Raw genomic sequence first — 16,364 nt, 5'->3', positions numbered from 1 at the left:
GGGCGGGTGTTTTCAGCACGAGTCTCTACAATGGGCGTTGAGATTAGCAAGGTGAGTTGGCCTGGCGGTTATGGCCAACAGTGGTGGCTGCGCAATGCAATGCTGCGGCTATCGGATTCCAGAACCTGTCCAGTGCGCTAATCCTTTAACCCCAGGAAGAGGTATCCAGTGAAGACAGTTGCAACGATGAGCCTGTTGGGCTTGATGAGTAGCAGTGCCGTATGCGCAGGGGAAACGACGTCCCCTGATGGGAAAACGCTGGCCGTGAACTTCGGCGAGCCGACGGTTAAGCAGGTGCTCCACTATCGAAAAATGTACGACAAGAAACCCTTTCCCGATGCGGAAATTTATTACTACAGCAATGGGCTGTATAAGATCATTTCCCAGGGAGAAAATCATTACGGTGTCTATGTCTTGCAGGGACAACACAGTGATGAGACGTACACCGTGAAATTTATCTCCCTGCCTTCCGCAGACTGGGGGAACAAAACGGCGTATCACCAGCTGACCTTTATCCGAGGTGATACGGAAAACGTGTTCATCCAAAACGCCATTGTTGATACCGGCGAGGCGATTGCACAGCAGAACGGAACCTATACGCAGGAAAAAAATACGGTCATCAATCCGATCAGCACCGACTGGAAGAAAAAGTGAATCCACCCCTCCAGAAAGGCTTGCCCGGTGCGTTATGGAAGCTGGGTCGAGTTGGGTGCGCATTATTGGGTGGCGGGAAGGGTGTCGAGATCCGAGTGAGTTAAAAACAAAAGGTTGCATGAGATTTCTCATGCAACCTTTTTTGTCTCCATTGTTCATGCCGGCGCCGAGAGTTATGTCTCACAACCGCCGCCGAAACGCCTCGAGAATCTCCCGCGTGACTTTTTTCATCTGCAATTGGGCAATGGCATCCAGCGGATGCCAAAGGCAATCGCTGATTTCATTTTGTGGCCTGGCTGCCCTTGAGTCACTGACCGAGGCTTCGAACACGTGGTGTTCGGTTTCACCGTCGCTGATCCGCATCAAGTACAGCAGGTCTTCGGCGCCCAATCCGGTTTCTTCCGCCAGCTCTCTGAGTGCAGCCCCAGCATGGGTTTCGCCGCGCTCGACGGTACCCCCTGGCAGTGTCCAACGGCTGTTGGCTTTGCGGACCAGCAGGATGTGGCGATCCTCTTCGCAGATGACGGTCGCTCGAATTTTCATAGGCTTGCTCAATCAGTGACTGTCATTAAATTGAAATATAACTGCAATATTTGTTCCAGGCGTCATCAGCTTGTTCAAAAAAGCGATTGTTCCGAGGTCATATCAGTACGACCGCCACGAGAGGGTAAAGATTGAATTCATTCTTGGTTTGAGGCTCGTTCTATCAAGCCAAGCACCGGCCTAGCGCGGAGTACCGGTCATCGCCTGGAATGAATCAGCTTGGAAAAAATGAATCCATTGCTCATTGGGTGGATGGCCAGCCCCTGGCATTGGGGAGAGAAAAGATGACCACCGTTGAAGACTTCAAAATCAAATCCCACGAGCTCCTGGTGGAGCTCGACGCGGCGACATCTGAAATGATGAAGCTCATTTGTGTTCATCAGATGACCGGGACAGCCTGGGAAGAAGCGGTCCAGCGTCAACATGAAGCCTATGAGCAGTGGGTTGCTCATCTGAATGAGCGACTGTAGATGCAACGCGCGCCCCAGGGCGCGAGTTCTTTGAACGACGGCTGGGCGGTTACACCTAATCCATAACGAACGCCCGTCATCTGCGGCTCTTTGCATCGGTACTTATCAAAATCGAGGCGCAAAGAACGCCCTCGGTCCATCGGCTTTCCAGCCGGTAGAGCCCAGGGGGAGCGATGTCTCTGGCTAACGTTAGCGGAACTTGGGTAATGGTCGCTCAATGGGCTTAAGCGAAGTCAGTGCGCTCTGGATCGACGGAGCATCTTTATCAATGTCGTTGAGCCGGTCGCGGATGCGTACCGCGGTAGGATGCCCGCCCTGGTGGTCGACCCAGTCGGCGATTTCCTTGCAGGCCGCCGCGAGTCTAGCCTGGCGCGATTCGAGTAAGGTAAGCAGCGTGGTGATGGACTCTTTTTCGGACATGTCACACCTCCATTCAGACATTCAGAGTTGCATTCAAAGTTGATAAGGCAGCACAAAGCCCGCCAGAGGCGGGTCGTGCTGTCGTTTAAGCGTAGTTGAGTTATATCGGTTCTGTCGAAGAATCCGGCGCCCGGCTGGACAACCGGTGCGCCGGAAACTGGGTTATTTAAGTCAGCCGGACTCCTTGATCCAGGACGGCGCGACGCTCGCTCTCCAGCGTACGTCGGTAATGCCGTATTTTTCAGCAAGGGGTTTGGAAACCCGCTTGACCTTTTCCCGTCCGAATTTCGGTATGCGCCCGACCCCCGCGTCGCAACTGGCCCAATGCCAAGCCTCGGAGTTATTCATCACCTCAGCGCGAATGATGAATGACTTCGGCTCGCCATGGAGCACGTAGTCGATGATGTAAAGCGATGGCCCGCCCATAAATCCTCCCTAATTAGTTCTATACGGATGGATGCGGAGGCGGGCGGAAAATTCCATCGGATTATCCAGACGGTCAAAAATCAGACCAGGAGCCAGAGCAGCCAAGTCGGTGCTCACGGTCAGGAACCAAACCCGGTTAACCTTCTCCAAGGTGAGCTTCAACACCGTGGCCAGGGATTAAAGGCAAGGCAGTGCGGCATCACATTAAGGCAAAACATGAAAAACATCGTCAGGGCGCTGGTTATTGCAGTCCTCGCCATCGGTGTGTCGGGATGCATCGGCCCGCCCATCGAATTGACCCCGAAAACCGAGCAAAGCCTGCAGTCACAACCCCCGATCCGTTTCCTGCTGACATTCGATGACGGGCCCAGCGCATCGTCCTTCTGGAACCCGAGCCTGGACGTGCTGGATGCCCTTGAACACAACCCCGTGCAACCGGGGATCAAGGCGGTATTTTTTGTCCAGACCCGTGCGTTACGAGCCGGTAACAGTGATATCGGACGCTCGGTAATGCACCGTGAGCATCGCGAAGGTCACGTACTGGGTTTTCATACGGCGACCTATTGGCACACCAATCACCGCTTTTTGAGTGCTGACGAACTGGAGCAGTCACTCGTCAGGGGGAGCGCCGATATTGCCGCGATCACCGGTGCCGCGCCGACTTTGGTGAGGCCGCCGTTCTGGAGCTACAACAGACGTACCTTTGCGGCCTACCAGCAGCACGGTCTGCATGTATTGCTGACTGACCTGAGCGCCAATGACGGCAAAGTCTGGGGTATCACTGTCAGCCCGCGACGGCGAATCAACCTGACGCGCCAGCTCTCGGAAGTGCGTGAGCGCATCGCTGCGGGGCAGTTGCCTGCGGTTGATGGGGTGATTCCGGTGGTGGTCACCTTTCACGACCTCAATCGTTATACCGCCCGACATGCCCGGGAATACCTGCAGATCCTGATCGACGCTGCGCGAGCTACGGGGGTGAAGACCGACGCCAAGCCTTTCTATGATGACCGTCAGGCGCTGGAGCGCGCGGCGCTGGCGCGCACGGTCAAGGACACCGCCCAGCCGGTGCATCTGCCTGGTTTGTGGGATTGGTTATGGGATTCGGATTCCCACTGACAGGGCCCCACGAGCGTGGCGTCAGGCGACACGGGCCTTTAGCTGTGTGCCAGCTCCAGTGGAATCTCCAAGGTGAACAAGGCTCCCTGTCCCGGCCCGTCGCTATGAACGTGGAGGCGGCCATGCATTTCAACCGCGGCCAGGGCGCAGCTGTGCAAGCCGAAGCCATGGCCGTCCTTACGAGTCGTGAAGCCGTGGTTGAAGATGCGGGCCAGGTTCTCGGGCGCAATGCCCTCGCCTCGATCCTTGACGCTGAGGCACAACGTCGTCTGATCGAGGATCCGGATCCCCAGCGTCATTTCCCGCGGATGATCGCTGACGTGAGACATCGCAAATTTGGCGTTACTGATGAGGTTGATCAGGATCAACAGCAACCTGTGCTTGTCGCCAGCGATCGTAGGGACGTCCTGATAATCTTTGATGACGGTGACGTGATGCCGACTGAGTGCCCCCGAGTTCATGCGTAATGCGTCTTCGAACAGGTCACTGATATTGAGCGTTTCGATCAGCCTGGCGGCGCCGGCATAGGTTTGTTGAGTGGTGACGATTTCTTTGATGTGGTCGATGCTTTTGGTCAGTTGCGCCAGTTCTTCGATGAGCTGTGCTTGTTCGGTGGCGATGGAGTCGACCAGCTCGTTGAAGTAGCGAGGCAATAATTTGCCTTTTTCATCGAAGGTGATGAACTGGCCGAGGTCTTCGGCATGTTCATTCATCATTTTTACCGCTTTTGCGAGGCCCTGTGTCTTGCTGCTGCGCAATTTCCGCGTCACAAGGTCCGCGGAAATATTCACGCTGTTGAGCACATTCCCGACGTTGTGCAACACATTCGTGGCGATCTCGGCCATTCCCGCCATCCGTGCAGCCTCTACCAGTTCGCGCTCGGCCTCCATCAGCTCGCGAGTACGCTCTTGCACTCGCTCCTCGAGCCGCTCATTGGACGATTGCAGTTCGTGGTTGATCTGGTTGATGACGGAGTAGCTGCGCACCAACCGCACTGCCAGGTAGATCATGAAAAGCGCCATCAGGCTGGCACACACGGCCAGATAGATATGATATTGACGATCCGTTGCGGCGGTCCTGCGCTGTGTCTCGTTCAGCAGCTCAGTGATGTTGTCCAGTTCCTGGGCGACCGGAATCACGCTGATGCGGTCAAGCAGATCATTGACGATCGGTTGTTCCTGGATAATGGTCTTGATGTGCTGGGTCAGGATGATGAAGGGTGGCTGATGGGCGGCAGGCAACTGGGCAATGTATTGCTCAAACTCATCCAGTTGGCTTTGCACTTCCTTGGCTTTGCTTGACGTCACATAGAGGGTGTATTCCAGGGTGGTCAGTGTCAGCTCAAGAATATTCGACGCCGCGGTCAGGCGCTGCGTAGGGCTTTCGATGTTCATGTCCTTGAGCAACGTTTGAATCTGGTCTTCGACAAGCGGCAGCGCATCCAGGGATGTGCGCAGATTGGCGTTGTGTTGCTGGAATTGCTCGACCAGCAGGGTCTTGTTCTTGACCGCATCCACATAGCCCTGGCGCCTGGACGCCCAAAGCGCCGCCAGGGGCCCTGCGTTATTGAGTCGCTCCAACTGCTCCCATCGGCTATTCGCTTCAAGCGGTGGGGCCAGCGACAGGTTGTTGTTGAGGCCGATCTTTTTCCTCAGGATCTTGACGCTCCAGTTCGCATCCGATTGTTTGAGCTGACGAATGAAGTCGCGTGATTCGAAGTAGGTCGAAGAGTCGTAGGTGTATGACTTGATCAAAAAGAATATCAGTGCGGAAAAGACAATCAGCGCGACAGCCAGTAAGGCCGGCCATTTATATTTTTTGATAAGGGTGCTCACGCCGTTCTCCTGTGCAGAGCAGCTATCGAGGGTATAGGTGAATTTCCGAGTGGGGAGGACTGCTCAAGGCGGTAATCGCGGGGGTGAAGATGTAGTTGTCGTATCGACAGTTGCGTCGCTGTGCTTTTGCCTGGGTACACGTTGAGCTCCCTGCTAACGGTGAACGTCGGGGGTCGTCAGTGAGGTCAGTGTAGCGTTAACGAGACAGGTCGATGTCATTGACCGCAAGGGCCGAGACGACGGACGAGCGCGGCCAGGACTGGCCGCGCCGGTAAGGGCTTACTGGTTCTTGATGTCAATGAAGGGCAGGGCGCCGTTCGGCAGCACGGTGGTGGGTAATACACCATTCCAGCGTTCGGCTTTGGTGAGCTCTACCAGGTTCTGGTTACTGGCCAGGGCCTGGGCGCGAGCCTTGATCGCTTCTGCTTCGGCCTTGCCACGCAATTCAGTGGCCAGTGCGTCTGCCTTGGCCTGCGCAACTTGCGAGTCGGCTTCCGCCTGGGCCTGGGTCACGCGAATCTGGGCTTGAACCTGCTCGGTCGCCAGTTGCTGCTCACGGGTTTTAACCTGTACTTCGGCCGCCATGCGCGCTTCGATGGCTTTCTCATAAGCGTCACTGAAGTCGATGTTTTCGACTTGGACGCTGTCGATGATTACCGGCCCGGTGATGGTCGCCTTGATAGCGGTCGAAATATCGTTGACCAGCTGAACACGGTTCTGCACGGCGGCCACGGCGTTGAACTTGCCGAACACGTTTTCGACCTGGGTCGGCACTTGGCGGCTGATCATCCGGTCGCGGATGCCTTCAAGGTCCTTGAACTGGGTGTAGACCTTCGCCACATCGGAAGGCGCGATGTGCCAGGACACCGATACCTTGAGCTGCGCGGACTGTTGGTCCTTGCTGTAGGCCTGGAGGTCTTCATAAGCCGTAACCTGGCTTTGTACGCTGATCAGGCGTACCGACTCGATGAACGGCGTCTTGAAGGACAGCCCTGGCTCCACCACCCCGACCAGCGCACCGTTGCGCAGCAGAACACCGCGTTCGGTTTCGTCGACCGTGTACCAACTGCCAAAGAAGACAAACAACAGGACGATGCCTGTGAGTGCCGCCACTAGAGATCCGATGGTTTTACTGGTCACGTTTCTTTCCTTGAGTGGAGGGGTAGGTTTTGCCATAGCCATGCACCTATGTTGAAACCGAAGCGGGCATTCTTTCTGAGCGCCAGACACGAAAAAGCCCTGAATAATCAGGGCTTTAACGTAAGAAAATGGCGGAGGCGATGGGATTCGAACTCATGGACCTGTTACAGTCGACGGTTTTCAAGACCGTTGCCTTAAACCACTCGGCCACACCTCCGTATTGCGTTGCGGGCGCCATAATACCCGAATGAAACACACTGTCAAACTCTCTACGTAGCTTGTTACAGAGCGTCTGTTATGATCCTTGCCACTGAATGTTTCAAAACCGGAGGAGTGTCGCCATGCGCGAACAGGATTACGCAGTGAACAACAGCGTGCAGGCTGAGCAGCTAGAGGTTAGCCGCGTCCTGCGCAACACTTATGGCCTGCTGGCCCTCACGCTCGCTTTCAGCGGTGTGATGGCCTACGTCGCACAACAGATGCGCGTGGGTTACCCGAACATCTTCGTCGTGCTGATCGGTTTCTACGGTCTTTTCTTCCTCACCAACAAGCTCCGTGATTCGGCCTGGGGCCTGGTATCGACCTTCGCCCTGACCGGTTTCATGGGTTTCCTGCTCGGCCCGATTCTCAACCGTTACCTGCAGATGCAGGGTGGTGCCGAAGTGGTCAGCTCGGCGTTCGCCATGACCGCACTGGTGTTCGGTGGTCTGTCGGCCTATGTGCTGATCTCCCGCAAGGACATGAGCTTCCTGGGTGGCTTCATCACCGCCGGTTTCTTCGTGTTGATGGGCGCGGTGCTGGCCAGCTTCTTCTTCCAGATCAGCGGCCTGCAACTGGCGATCAGCGCCGGCTTCGTGCTGTTCTCGTCGGTCTGCATCCTGTACCAGACCAGCGCCATCATCCACGGCGGCGAGCGCAACTACATCATGGCGACCGTCAGCCTGTATGTGTCGATCTACAACCTGTTCGTCAGCCTGCTGCAGCTGTTCGGCCTGATGGGCCGCGACGACTGATTGCATTCGCGATGAACGAAAAGCCCGCTTCGGCGGGCTTTTTTTCGCCTGCGTTTTGGTGCTGTGGCCAATGGCCCGCAAAAAGCCTTAAACGTGATGGCACCTTTGCACAAATGATCTACACCTATGGCTAGGGAATGCATTGCCAGGGGCGGCATGAAGTGGATCGATCAGTGACTGCGCGAAATCTCGCCACAACCCCCCCCATACCGTACGCATTTGGCTACCCGGCCTTGTCTGGTCGTGCCCGTTTTCCGGGCACCAAGGAGGTGCATCACATCACTGAACGCGGACCGTGAGCGGGCTAGGCATTTTGCCGCAGCCTGATAACAGAAGGAGGCCCTGCGCATCGGTCAGCAATCCGATGGGACGGCAGGCGTTCTCCCTATAAGGAGATATTGATGAACCACCCCCAAGGAAAGATCGCTGCACTGCTGGCCCTGACAGGCGCGTTGTGCATGGCTGGCGCCAACGCTGGAACCTTCCCGGATTTCGGTTTTGCTCCGCCCAAGACCGCGTACCCCGGCGGAACTCAACTTTTCCGTCTCAGCCAGGACTATCCCACCGTGGCGCCGGGCTCTTCTTCGATGCCGGCGTTCTTCAAGCAACTGCCCGCCAATTTCAACAACGATTTTGAAACCTGGCGCAGCTATATGAACGAGGTGAAAAAGTACTGCTTGGAGGGCAATACGGAGGTCAACTGGAATGTGCAGAAAAACAAGGTTCGTCAGTGGTATCACATGCCTTGGCAGCATTACGGCCCCTACGGACGTGAAGGTTTTCACGGGCTCACCAAGGAGGCGCCAATCCAGCCGTCTCAATTGGCGAGTACGCAAACCGGGAGCGGCCAGACTTATGCCGTGGGCATTTATAACGATATAGGCGCCTACACCATTGGTCAGGTCTGGAAGGACCCGCAGAATCCTGACCCAAGCTATACATCAAGCCCTAAAAGCTTTCCGAACGGCACGGTGGTGTGCAAGGCGCTGTTTGCCGACATCGACGTCAGTACGGTGCCGTTCCTGGTCAATCCAGTGCTCTGGAGTGCTTACACCACCACGGACTTCTACTCGACAAAACGCCAGGTCACCAAGGTTGCATTGATTCAGATGGACATCGCGGTACGGGATACCCGTGTGAAAGATACCGGTTGGCTGTTTGGCACCTTCCAATACAACGGTGCCGTAACCGGTAAGCCGGGCTGGGACAATCTGGTGCCCGTGGGGATCATGTGGGGGAACGATCCGAAAGAGACCGGCAACAATTTCACCAACCCGACACCCACTGAAACCAAAATCAACCGTGCGCTCAAGCAGACCGCCATCAATGCCAATACCAAAGAGCTGCCACCGACCCATCTGGGTTGGAACGGGCGCCTCAATGGTCCCGTGGACAACCCCCAGGCTTCCTGCCTGAGTTGCCACATGACCGCTGAGTACCAACAACTGGCGATTATGAACCCAACCTTCCAGGCCAGTCCGCCACCCGTTGGTGGTGATATCTGGATGAAGTGGTTCCAGAACATTCCGGCGGGTCAACCCTTTACCCCAGGCACCCAGAGCACCGACTACAGCCTGCAATTGTCCGGCGCCCTGGCCAACTTCTACGACTGGAAATGCAACCACAGCGGAATCTATGCGGACGGCATCAATGCTTGCGCCAAAATACAGACACTTAAGCTGATGAAAGCGAGCAATGCACCTGAGCAAGAGGTGCAAAAAGTCCAACGCAGCCCTGAACTGGAAGACCTGGAGTAGCGTACCCTCCGGCCTCGGATACACACCGAGGCCGGATCCAACTCACGCCATCGGTGGCAAGCGCCGCTTGACTGGCGTCTTCTTGACGATAGCCGTATTGGTCTCGGCCAGGACATTGAGCCTGTCCAGCAGCGTGTCCAGCTGTTCCATCGAGCGCACGTGCAGCCGGGCGATGAAGCAGTCGTCACCGGTCACCTTGTCGCATTCGGTAAATTCAGCGATGGCCTGGATCTGCCGTTCCACTTCCTGCAACTGCCCCGGTAGCGGGCGAATTCGCACAATGGCCTGGAGTTGATAGCCAAAGCACTTCGGGTCCACCTCCACGGTGTAGCCCCTGAGTACGCCGCGCTCTTCGAGCCGGCGAAGTCGTTCGGCGACGCTGGGGGACGACAGGCCACTGAGGTTTGCCAGGGCCTTGAGGGAGCGCCGGGAGTCTTCCATCAGGGCACTGATGAGGATCTGGTCGATGTCGTCAGTCATTTCGGCTCCGTTAGGTGAATGCTCGAAGTTGCCTTGATAAAAAAGGTCGAAAGCCAGTTTAGCCTTTTTCAAGCCATGGAGAAGCCTCCCGCCGGCTCGGCATACTGTGCCTCACTTGCTGAAGGAGCCTGAAGATGGACAAGACCCTACGCCGCGGTTCGCTCGAAATGACGGCCGCCATGCTGATTTCCGGAACCATCGGCTGGTTCGTGCTGGTCTCGGGCCTGCCGGTGCTGGATGTGGTGTTCTGGCGCTGCGTGTTCGGTGCCGCCACCTTGTTACTGATCTGCGCCGGTTTCGGCTTCTTGCGTCCGGGCATCCTGACGCGTACGACATTCCTGCTGGCGGTGCTCAGTGGTGTGGCGATTGTCGGCAACTGGGTGTTGTTGTTTGCCTCTTACTCCCGCGCTTCGATTGCCATCGGTACGGCGGTGTACAACGTTCAACCGTTCATGTTGGTGGGGCTGGCGGCGTTGTTCCTCGGGGAAAAGATCACCGCGCAAAAACTGCTCTGGCTGGCGGTGTCGTTTCTTGGAATGTTGGCAATCGTCAGCGCCCACGGTGAGCAAGGGCAGGGTGGCGACGACTATCTGCTGGGCATCGCGTTGGCGCTGGGCGCAGCATTGCTGTATGCCATCGCGGCGCTGATCATCAAGCGCCTGACCGGCACGCCGCCGCATCTGATCGCGCTGATTCAGGTCAGCACCGGTGTATTGCTGTTGGCGCCCTGGGCAAACTTCTCTGCGCTGCCGCAACACGCCGAAGCGTGGGCCAGCCTGCTGACCCTGGGCATGGTGCACACCGGCGTGATGTACGTGTTGTTGTACAGCGCGATTCAACGATTGCCGACTGCGCTCACCGGCGCGCTGTCGTTCATTTATCCGATTGCGGCGATCTTCGTCGATTGGTTTGCCTTCGGTCATCGCCTCGAGCCGCTGCAATGGCTGGGGGTGGCGGCGATCCTGTTGGCGGCGGCGGGTATGCAACAGGGCTGGGGCATCAAGTTGCGTCGCCCAGCCCTGTCGTAGCCCACCGTTCGGCGTGGTTCAGAAAATGTAGTCGGTACTCAGGAAGTTCGAGTCCCGGTCGCGGATGATGTCGCTGATCAGCGCCTTGTTGTTGTCCTGGAACTTGGTTGCCACCAGGGTGCGGATCGAAAAAGTACGCAGGGCATCGTGCACGGACAAGGTGCCCTCGGCGGAGTTTTTCCGGCCGTTGAACGGGAAGGTGTCGGGGCCACGCTGGCACTGGGCGTTGATGTTGATGCGCCCGACCTGGTTGGCGAAGGTGTCCACCAGCTTGCCGACTTCGGCCGGATTGGTGCCGAAAATACTCAGCTGTTGGCCGAAGTCGGATTCGAGCACGTAATCGACCACGGTATTGAGGTCGCGGTACGGCACGATGGGGACGACCGGGCCAAATTGTTCTTCGTGGTAGACCCGCATCGCGGTATTCACCGGATAGAGCACGGCCGGGTAGAAGAACGAGCTGCGGGATTCGCCACCGTGGGCATTGGTCACCGCTGCGCCTTTGGCGAGCGCATCGGCCACCAGCGAGTGCAGATAGTCGGCCTTGCCTGCCTCCGGCAACGGCGTCAGCGCCACGCCGTCTTCCCACGGCATGCCGGGTTTCAGGGCCGCGAGCCGGGCATTGAATTTTTCGATGAACGCCGGTGCCACATCTTCATGGACAAACAGGATTTTCAACGCCGTGCAGCGCTGGCCGTTGAATGACAACGAGCCGGTCAGCGCCTCGCTGACGGCGTTGTCGAGGTCGACGTCCCGCAGCACCAGCCCGGGGTTCTTCGCGTCCAGGCCCAGGGCAGCACGCAAACGGTGTGGGCGCGGGTGGAGTTTCTTCAGGTCACTGGCGGCCTTGTTGGTACCGATGAAGGCGAAGATGTCGATCTTGCCGCTGGCCATCAGCGCGCTGACGGTTTCCCGGCCGCTGCCGTAAATCACATTGATCACGCCTGCCGGGAAGCTGTCGCGGAAGGCCTCCAGCAACGGACGAATCAGCAGGACCCCGAGTTTGGCCGGCTTGAACACCACGGTGTTACCCATGATCAAGGCGGGAATCAACGTGGTGAAGGTTTCGTTCAATGGATAGTTGTAGGGCCCCATGCACAAGGCTACGCCCAGGGGCACGCGGCGGATCTGCCCGAGGGTATCTTGTTCGAGTTCGAAGCGGCTGGAGCGCCGGTCCAGTTCCTTGAGGGCATTGATGGTGTCGACGATGTAGTCGCAGGTACGGTCGAACTCCTTCTGGGAGTCCTTGAGGTTCTTGCCGATTTCCCACATCAGTAACTTGACCACCGCTTCGCGTTGCTCGCGCATGCGTGCCAGGAAGGTTTCCACATGACGGATACGCTCGGCGACGCGCATGGTTGGCCACTGGCCTTGGCCGCGATCATAGGCCCGGACGGCCGCATCCAGGGCGGTGAGGGCTGTTTCGGCATCGAGCAGCGGCGTACTGCCAAGAATCACTTGCTCATCGCCATGAGGGCCGGCCAGGTACACCGGGCTGCGCACCGTGGCCAGCGGCCCTTGCCAGGTTTCCAGGACGCCATCGACCAGGTACTCGCGTTGTTCGATCTGACCCTCGAGGCGGTAGGCATCCGGGATCTCGGCAGCACTGGGAAACAGCTTGGCGAGGAGAGGGGCTGTGGTCATGTCGTTACTCCATCAATGAAATGAGCCATGGGCAAACGGCTTGCAGGCGTAAAGCGCTTTTAGCGTTATACGCCTTAATGGAGGTTTTTTTTAAGTGGCATGGGCAGGTGACGGGAATTTTAACCGAGCAGCCCGATGGGCCGGCAGCACGTTGTGCCGACCCGCCTTGGCAGGGTTTTACCAGCGCATCCGCACACCCATGCTGGTAATGATGCCGTTCAAATCGTTGTCGTCGACATCACTGCTGTAGTCGGCGCTGACATACAGGCTTACCAGCGGCGTGACCCGGGCCACCAGGCCCAGGCCAACTTCGACGGTGGAAGATTTGCGGCTGCTGCTGATCTTGTCGACCTTGTCCAGGGTCAAGGTGTCGTTGTTCTGGACGGTATGCCACAGGTTGGTTCGCACGTAGGGCTCCACGCCCAGGCCGTTGACCTGGTAATTACCTTTGAGGCGTGCGCCAACGCGACCGCTCCAGGTGTTCAGTTCATTACGGGTGCCGCTCTCGGCATTCGGTGTTTCGAGGGTGACGCGCTGGTTGATCAATTGCGCCTGGGGTTCGACCACCCAGTGGGTGCTGATGCCGATCGGAAAGCCACCTTCGACCGACAGCGTCACAGCGTTGCCTTCGGCAGCCTGGCGCTGGCCTTGTTCGGTTCGGCCGTAGCCGTTGACCCGCCCACCGCTGGCGCTCAGGTCCACGTGCCAGCCGGTGGGTCCGGTCAGGCTCCAGTAGGCACCCAGGTTAGGGCCCTGCAGGTTCAACGCGTCTTTTCCCGGTTCGGCCATGGCTGGCGTCACCAGCACGCCACCGGCGTTGGAGATGATTTGGTTTTGTCCACTGATCAGACCCATACGCTGGGTGTGCCCGCTGTCGTTGCGCAGTGTGAATAGGGCGGGGCTTTTGTTCGATGCCACGTCAGTGCCGCTGACCGCGGCATTCTGGCTGTCCTGCGATGTTCGACCGTACCAGGGTTGCGACGTCTCTTCGACAGGCCAGGCCTGAACCTCCATGGACGAAAGAAGCAGCAACGACGTCGAGACGGTGTAAAAAGTGGTGGTGATCTCTTGTGGGCGGAGGGAGGTTTTCATGGGGGCCTGCCTTGCAATCGCATGCGTTTCTCGCTTTTGGCGTCTCTCCTACCCCGAATGAGGGGCGACCGAATGGATTGAGGCAAGCCTCTGGCGGCCCGTTGTAGCGGGTTCCAGAGGCCTGCCCCTGACTGTATTTCCGGGGGTAGTACGTTGTAGTCAAGAGGATCGATGCCGTTGCGTCAAGAAAATGGACGATGAATGGCAATGTTTAATCAGGATGTATAACTTGATGTTTTATATCGTATTTTATTTATTTTTTAATGGTTGTAGGTTTACCAGCTGATCCTTATGCCGAGTTTGCCGGCCAGACTGCGCTGCTGATTGCTGTCGAGGTTGTTGCTGTAGTCCGCCCCGGCGTAGACGTTGACCGTGGGGGCCAGGCTCACGATGACACCAATACCCAGTTCGCCAGTGGAGGCGCGCTGTTGAGTTTCGATCCTTTGGACATTGTCGAACGTCACCGCATCGGTGCCGGAAAAAGTGTGCCAGAGGTTGGCACGCAGATACGGTTCCACGGGTATGCCGCTGACCTGATAGCGGCCCTTGAGGCGAGCGCCGAGGCGGCCAGTCCAGGCACTGTCGGAATCGAACTCGACCCTGGAGATCCCGTCATCCTGGGTGTCCAGGGACACTTTCTGATGGATGATTTGGACCTGGGGTTCGAGGACCCAGTTGGCGGCCATGGCGAAGGGATAACCAGCCTCCGCCGATAAGGTCAAGGCGTGCCCGCGATTGTCGATTTTTACCCCGCGTTCGGAACGGTTGTCGCCATTCAGCCGTGTGCCCATCATCACTGTGTCGACGTAGCCACCGGAGGGATCGATGAGGGTCCAGTACAGCCCGAAACTGTCGCCGTCGAGTTCTATCTTGCCGGCGTGCCGACCTTGGAAGCCCAGGTTGAAACCTTTGACATCGCCATTGAGTTCGGTATGGCCGACGAAGAAGCCGAGGCGTTGGGTCTGGCCGCCGGACAGCGCCGAGCTGTACAGATCGTTGCCTACTTGAAAGCCCTTGATGGAGCCGTCCAGGCGCGGGGTTACGGTGCCGGCCCAGGTCTGATCCAGATCCTTGCCATAGACCCGGCCCCAACCCGCGGCGAATGCCCCGGTCTCCGTGAGCAAGCGCTGGTCACCCTGGCGGTCATGGAACGTGCCCAGGGCCATCAGCGTCAGTTGCGCCGCAGCAGGAGGCAACACCGACCAGGTCGGCACTTCCGGGCGATACAACGGAATCGGCGCGGCACCGGGCACCGCGACAGGTAGAGCAGGCAATGTCGGACTGGGCGCCGCTATCGGGCCTGCTACCACGGTGGAGCGCAGGTACCAGTTGTTTTCATTGCCGGTCACACCGCCCTTGAACAAGCGGTAGTCGAATGCGCCGGCCGAGACCGCTTGGGCCAGTGAAAAAGCACCGCTGTCGCTGACAGCCCCGCCTTGTGCCTGGACCAGTTCGATGCCGTCCTGGGTGGTCAAGGCGCCCGCGCCGTTCAGGTTGGTGACCGTGATGGCGGTACTGCCGGTGAGCGTTGCGCCATTGACCACCAGTTTATCGCTGGGGGAGTCGTCGGTGCCGAGTACCGTTTGCAGGCGCAACTGGCCATTGTTGCCGACGTAATTGCCCTGGACGGTGAGGGTATCGTCGGTGCGGCTGTTGTCGGCGCTGAGGTCAACCGTGCCGGCGTTGTTGAGCGTCGCCAGTTGACCGGCAGTAAAAGGGGCAATGACGCCTTGGGTCGCCGTCAGCGTGCTACCGCTTTCGATGTTGAGTGTCCCGGTGGCGGTGGCACTGTCGCCCAATGTCAGCGTGTCATTGAGGTCCAGGCGCGAGCCTTGGGTGAGGTTGACCGTTTCCCAGTTGATGTAGCGGGAGCCGGTGCCGGAGGTCGTGCCTTCGAAGCTCAAAACGTCCTGGCCCAACCCGCCATCCAGGCTGGGTGTGGTGGCGAGCACGGTTTCATCGAGGCTGCTCAGCAGCGCCGTGTCGTTGCCTTCACCCATCAAAATGGCCGAGCGAATCAGGCCGCCGCTCCACTGCAGTTGGTCATCGCCGAAACTGCTACGGACCTCGCCGACGATTTCGCCACCGCTCACGGTAATACTGTCGTTGCCGCCGCTGACACTCACGTTACCGCCGATGCGTCCTGCGGACAGGGTAATGGTGTCCTGGCCAAAACCGGTCACCAAATTGCCGAGAATCTGCCCGCCGGACATATCGAAAATGTTGTCGTCGAGTTTCATGTCGACCCTACCAATGGTGCCACCGGTCATTTTGGCTTCATCGCCGTCTTCGAACGCTCCGATAATGGTGCCGCCAGTCATGAAAAATGTATCGAGGCCGTCGCCTTGGGCCAGTGACTCGATGGTGCCGCCATTCATGACGAAATCGTCAATGCCGGAGCCTTGTTGTACGTCGCCCTGAATCACACCGTTGGCGTTAATCTCGATCCTGTCGACTCCGGCGCCAAAAGTGACGTCACCCTGAATGACGCCGCCACCATTGGCCGGCATCGTCAGGCGGTTATTGCCTGAAAGATCCGTCAGCCCGGGGCTGGTGCCACTGTCGCAGACATAGGTGTCATTGCCAGCGGTTGGCGTCAACGTGCAAGCCGCCAGGGCAGACGGGACAGGTAGGAGGAAGGGGGCCGATACCCATAGGGCGTTGAACAGCCGATTGAATCCATGCTCGCGCAAGTTCATGTGCTATCCCTCTGCTTCGGCATCCGTGGTATGCCGGATTCAGCATC

15 protein-coding genes and 1 tRNA gene are annotated in these 16,364 nt (G+C 57.9%); 6 read left to right on the top strand and 10 right to left on the bottom strand.

Annotation, left to right across the window (positions count from 1 at the left end):
- Positions 1 to 186 precede the first annotated feature (186 nt).
- Entirely contained in the window at positions 187 to 654 is a 468-nt protein-coding gene (locus ACWNZ1_RS09400; protein WP_135848008.1) for a hypothetical protein, read from the top strand.
- Positions 655 to 834: 180 nt separating this feature from the next.
- Here ACWNZ1_RS09400 and ACWNZ1_RS09395 read toward each other — a convergent pair whose 3' ends face one another.
- A complete protein-coding gene (locus tag ACWNZ1_RS09395; RefSeq protein ID WP_135845643.1) occupies positions 835 to 1,197 on the bottom strand; it encodes an NUDIX hydrolase in 363 nt (120 codons plus the stop codon).
- Between the two features lie 284 nt (positions 1,198 to 1,481).
- Here ACWNZ1_RS09395 and ACWNZ1_RS09390 point away from each other — a divergent pair, with 284 nt between their 5' ends.
- Positions 1,482 to 1,667 carry a hypothetical protein gene (locus tag ACWNZ1_RS09390; protein WP_135845642.1) on the top strand — a complete coding sequence of 62 codons (186 nt, stop codon included), beginning with the start codon at positions 1,482 to 1,484 and terminating at the stop codon, positions 1,665 to 1,667.
- A gap of 189 nt (positions 1,668 to 1,856) precedes the next feature.
- Here ACWNZ1_RS09390 and ACWNZ1_RS09385 read toward each other — a convergent pair whose 3' ends face one another.
- Both ACWNZ1_RS09385 and ACWNZ1_RS09380 read right to left on the bottom strand, forming a co-directional pair.
- A complete protein-coding gene (locus ACWNZ1_RS09385; RefSeq protein WP_135845641.1) occupies positions 1,857 to 2,087 on the bottom strand; it encodes a hypothetical protein in 231 nt (76 codons plus the stop codon).
- 171 nt (positions 2,088 to 2,258) lie between these two features.
- Positions 2,259 to 2,513 carry a DUF6555 family protein gene (locus ACWNZ1_RS09380; protein WP_025213787.1) on the bottom strand — a complete coding sequence of 85 codons (255 nt, stop codon included), beginning with the start codon at positions 2,511 to 2,513 and terminating at the stop codon, positions 2,259 to 2,261.
- A gap of 216 nt (positions 2,514 to 2,729) precedes the next feature.
- Between ACWNZ1_RS09380 and ACWNZ1_RS09375 the strand changes: the two genes are divergently transcribed.
- On the top strand, positions 2,730 to 3,629 hold the full coding sequence (locus ACWNZ1_RS09375; protein WP_256452960.1) for a polysaccharide deacetylase family protein: 900 nt from the start codon (positions 2,730 to 2,732) through the stop codon (positions 3,627 to 3,629).
- A 38-nt stretch (positions 3,630 to 3,667) separates the two neighbouring features.
- Here the strand turns inward: ACWNZ1_RS09375 and ACWNZ1_RS09370 are convergent, their stop codons facing one another.
- The 3 genes from ACWNZ1_RS09370 to ACWNZ1_RS09360 form a co-directional block, all read right to left on the bottom strand.
- On the bottom strand, positions 3,668 to 5,464 hold the full coding sequence (locus ACWNZ1_RS09370) for a DAHL domain-containing protein (RefSeq protein WP_256452959.1): 1,797 nt from the start codon (positions 5,462 to 5,464) through the stop codon (positions 3,668 to 3,670).
- Positions 5,465 to 5,743: 279 nt separating this feature from the next.
- Positions 5,744 to 6,604 (bottom strand): prohibitin family protein, encoded by an 861-nt coding sequence (locus ACWNZ1_RS09365; protein ID WP_135845638.1) that lies wholly within the window; start codon positions 6,602 to 6,604, stop codon positions 5,744 to 5,746.
- 129 nt (positions 6,605 to 6,733) lie between these two features.
- Positions 6,734 to 6,821 (bottom strand) — tRNA-Ser (locus ACWNZ1_RS09360).
- A gap of 124 nt (positions 6,822 to 6,945) precedes the next feature.
- On the opposite strand from ACWNZ1_RS09360, the gene ACWNZ1_RS09355 reads away from it, so the two are divergent.
- Positions 6,946 to 7,617, top strand: a complete 672-nt coding sequence (locus ACWNZ1_RS09355) for a Bax inhibitor-1/YccA family protein (RefSeq protein ID WP_122564621.1) — start codon at positions 6,946 to 6,948, stop codon at positions 7,615 to 7,617.
- A gap of 401 nt (positions 7,618 to 8,018) precedes the next feature.
- Entirely contained in the window at positions 8,019 to 9,374 is a 1,356-nt protein-coding gene (locus tag ACWNZ1_RS09350; protein WP_256452958.1) for a hypothetical protein, read from the top strand.
- 42 nt (positions 9,375 to 9,416) lie between these two features.
- Here the strand turns inward: ACWNZ1_RS09350 and ACWNZ1_RS09345 are convergent, their stop codons facing one another.
- Positions 9,417 to 9,854, bottom strand: coding sequence for an Lrp/AsnC family transcriptional regulator (locus ACWNZ1_RS09345; RefSeq protein WP_135845636.1), 438 nt, complete (start codon positions 9,852 to 9,854; stop codon positions 9,417 to 9,419).
- A 134-nt stretch (positions 9,855 to 9,988) separates the two neighbouring features.
- Between ACWNZ1_RS09345 and ACWNZ1_RS09340 the strand changes: the two genes are divergently transcribed.
- The gene (locus ACWNZ1_RS09340; RefSeq protein ID WP_135845635.1) at positions 9,989 to 10,882 is read left to right on the top strand and encodes a DMT family transporter; all 894 of its coding nucleotides are present in this window, start codon (positions 9,989 to 9,991) and stop codon (positions 10,880 to 10,882) included.
- An 18-nt stretch (positions 10,883 to 10,900) separates the two neighbouring features.
- Here ACWNZ1_RS09340 and ACWNZ1_RS09335 read toward each other — a convergent pair whose 3' ends face one another.
- The 3 genes from ACWNZ1_RS09335 to ACWNZ1_RS09325 form a co-directional block, all read right to left on the bottom strand.
- Positions 10,901 to 12,526, bottom strand: coding sequence for an NADP-dependent glyceraldehyde-3-phosphate dehydrogenase (locus ACWNZ1_RS09335; protein ID WP_135845634.1), 1,626 nt, complete (start codon positions 12,524 to 12,526; stop codon positions 10,901 to 10,903).
- A 177-nt stretch (positions 12,527 to 12,703) separates the two neighbouring features.
- Complete coding sequence (locus tag ACWNZ1_RS09330) at positions 12,704 to 13,618, bottom strand: autotransporter domain-containing protein (RefSeq protein ID WP_265072081.1); 915 nt, start codon at positions 13,616 to 13,618, stop codon at positions 12,704 to 12,706.
- A gap of 275 nt (positions 13,619 to 13,893) precedes the next feature.
- Positions 13,894 to 16,317 (bottom strand): autotransporter family protein, encoded by a 2,424-nt coding sequence (locus tag ACWNZ1_RS09325; RefSeq protein WP_456027581.1) that lies wholly within the window; start codon positions 16,315 to 16,317, stop codon positions 13,894 to 13,896.
- Between the last annotated feature and the right edge of the window lie 47 nt (positions 16,318 to 16,364).

It is taken from the genome of Pseudomonas sp. CFBP 5748, assembly GCF_053850495.1.
The sequence above is the reverse complement of the archived record's forward strand: the minus strand, read 5'-3'. Positions and strand labels throughout refer to the sequence as shown.

Excerpts from the sequence above, each read along its gene's own strand:
- ACWNZ1_RS09400 (WP_135848008.1), top strand. The coding sequence starts at position 187 with ATGAGCCTGTTGGGCTTGATGAGTAGCAGTGCCGTATGCGCAGGGGAA.
- ACWNZ1_RS09395 (WP_135845643.1), bottom strand. The coding sequence starts at position 1,197 with ATGAAAATTCGAGCGACCGTCATCTGCGAAGAGGATCGCCACATCCTG.
- ACWNZ1_RS09390 (WP_135845642.1), top strand. The coding sequence starts at position 1,482 with ATGACCACCGTTGAAGACTTCAAAATCAAATCCCACGAGCTCCTGGTG.
- ACWNZ1_RS09385 (WP_135845641.1), bottom strand. The coding sequence starts at position 2,087 with ATGTCCGAAAAAGAGTCCATCACCACGCTGCTTACCTTACTCGAATCG.
- ACWNZ1_RS09380 (WP_025213787.1), bottom strand. The coding sequence starts at position 2,513 with ATGGGCGGGCCATCGCTTTACATCATCGACTACGTGCTCCATGGCGAG.
- ACWNZ1_RS09375 (WP_256452960.1), top strand. The coding sequence starts at position 2,730 with ATGAAAAACATCGTCAGGGCGCTGGTTATTGCAGTCCTCGCCATCGGT.
- ACWNZ1_RS09355 (WP_122564621.1), top strand. The coding sequence starts at position 6,946 with ATGCGCGAACAGGATTACGCAGTGAACAACAGCGTGCAGGCTGAGCAG.
- ACWNZ1_RS09350 (WP_256452958.1), top strand. The coding sequence starts at position 8,019 with ATGAACCACCCCCAAGGAAAGATCGCTGCACTGCTGGCCCTGACAGGC.
- ACWNZ1_RS09345 (WP_135845636.1), bottom strand. The coding sequence starts at position 9,854 with ATGACTGACGACATCGACCAGATCCTCATCAGTGCCCTGATGGAAGAC.
- ACWNZ1_RS09340 (WP_135845635.1), top strand. The coding sequence starts at position 9,989 with ATGGACAAGACCCTACGCCGCGGTTCGCTCGAAATGACGGCCGCCATG.
- ACWNZ1_RS09335 (WP_135845634.1), bottom strand. The coding sequence starts at position 12,526 with ATGACCACAGCCCCTCTCCTCGCCAAGCTGTTTCCCAGTGCTGCCGAG.
- ACWNZ1_RS09330 (WP_265072081.1), bottom strand. The coding sequence starts at position 13,618 with ATGAAAACCTCCCTCCGCCCACAAGAGATCACCACCACTTTTTACACC.
- ACWNZ1_RS09325 (WP_456027581.1), bottom strand. The coding sequence starts at position 16,317 with ATGAACTTGCGCGAGCATGGATTCAATCGGCTGTTCAACGCCCTATGG.